This is a genomic window from Burkholderia sp. AW49-1, from assembly GCF_053427845.1.
In genome coordinates this window covers 1-1,678 of the sequence record NZ_JBSAXF010000077.1, presented here as the reverse complement: position 1 = coordinate 1,678, position 1,678 = coordinate 1, and the positions used below count along the sequence as shown (strand labels likewise).

The window sequence follows — 1,678 nt, the reverse complement described above, 5'->3', positions numbered from 1 at the left end:
ATTTCTCATATGCGGCTGTCGATTCATCGTCAGTGCGAGCCGTTGGGGCAGGCCAAAAACTGGGCCAAAAGGGGATGCGGACAAAATCTTGGACTACTTTGGAGGTAGTCCATGTATTCATACGATGAGCGTGTTCGGGCGGTCGAGCTGTACCTGAAGCTCGGGAAGCGCATCAAGGCAACCATCCGCCAGTTGGGTTACCCGACGAAGAATTCTCTCAAGGCGTGGTGTGACGAATTCGAAAAGAGTGGCGATCTGCAGAAGGGGTATGTTCGCGTAAAGCCGAAGTACTCAGAGGAGCAGAAGAACTCGGCACTCGAGCATTACGTCAACCACGGGCGCTGCATTACCTTCACCCTCAGGGCATTGGGCTATCCCTGTCGCGAGATACTGTCGAAGTGGGTTCGTGAGCGCTATCCGGAAACCAAGAAATGCGTGGTTAGCAAGGCGGGCAGACCGGCCGTGTCATTGGCGTCCAAGCAGGCCGCAGTGTACGAACTGTGCACACGGGAAGGAAGTGCACAGGCGGTGGCGCGAAAGCTGGACGTCGACAGGGTGACACTGTACAACTGGAAGAACCAGTTACTCGGCCGAGAGGCTCCTGCATCCATGAAACGCGACAAGGGCTCACCCGCAGAGACGAATCGGGACGAACTGGAGCGACAGGTCGAAGAGCTCCGGCGCGACATTCGCAATCTGCAGCTTGAACACGACCTGTTGAAGAAGGCGAATGAACTCCTAAAAAAAGACCTGGGCGTCGACCTGCCGCTCCTGAGCAACCGGGAGAAGACGACGCTGGTTGACGCCCTGAGAGAAGAATACGGTTTGACTGAACTGCTTGTGCGGTTGGACTTGGCGCGCAGCTCCTATTTCTACCATCGGTCGCCCATACGGGCCGCCGACAAATATGCCGAAGTCCGCCGCACCGTTGCGGAGATATTCGAGGACAATCACCGATCATACGGCTATCGTCGGGTGCAGGCAGCGCTCAGCAGGCAACGGGTGTTTCTATCGGAGAAAGTCGTGCGTCGCCTCATGAAACAAGGCGGCCTCTACGCAGCCAGGCCCAAGCGGCGCCGGTATCGTTCTTATGTTGGGGAAATTAGTCCGGCCCCAGATAACATCATCAATCGCGATTTCCACGCCACCGCCCCCAACGAAAAGTGGCTGACGGATATCTCCGAGTTCCACATCCCTGCGGGGAAGGTATATCTATCACCCATGATCGACTGCTTCGATGGCATGGTCGTCAGTTGGTCGATTGGTACGAGCCCTGACGCAGAACTCGTGAATACCATGCTGGATGCCGCTATCGAGACTGTGACCGAGGGCGATGAGAAGCCCATTGTGCATTCCGACCGAGGTGGTCACTATCGCTGGCCTGGTTGGCTGTCCCGGATTGCGAACGCCAGCCTCATTCGATCCATGTCGCGCAAAGCCTGCTCACCAGACAATGCGGCCTGCGAAGGCTTCTTCGGAAGGCTGAAGACCGAAATGTTTTACCCTGGCAATTGGCGTTCGACGACCATCGCGGAATTCGTTGAGGCACTGGATGCCTATATCCGCTGGTATAACGAAAAACGGATCAAGGGCTCCCTCGGCTATCTCAGCCCCATCGAGTACCGTGAAAGCCTTGGGTTAACAACGTAAATCAGTCCAAGAAAATAGCCGCATCCCC

At 56.1% G+C, this 1,678-nt stretch carries 1 protein-coding gene; it reads left to right on the top strand.

Annotation, left to right across the window (positions count from 1 at the left end):
- Positions 1-111: 111 nt before the first annotated feature.
- Positions 112-1,650: an IS3 family transposase gene (locus ACV22W_RS33445; RefSeq protein ID WP_175810278.1), complete on the top strand. Its 1,539-nt coding sequence runs from the start codon at positions 112-114 to the stop codon at positions 1,648-1,650.
- The last annotated feature ends 28 nt before the right edge of the window (positions 1,651-1,678 follow it).

Excerpts from the sequence above, each read along its gene's own strand:
- ACV22W_RS33445 (WP_175810278.1), top strand. The coding sequence starts at position 112 with ATGTATTCATACGATGAGCGTGTTCGGGCGGTCGAGCTGTACCTGAAG.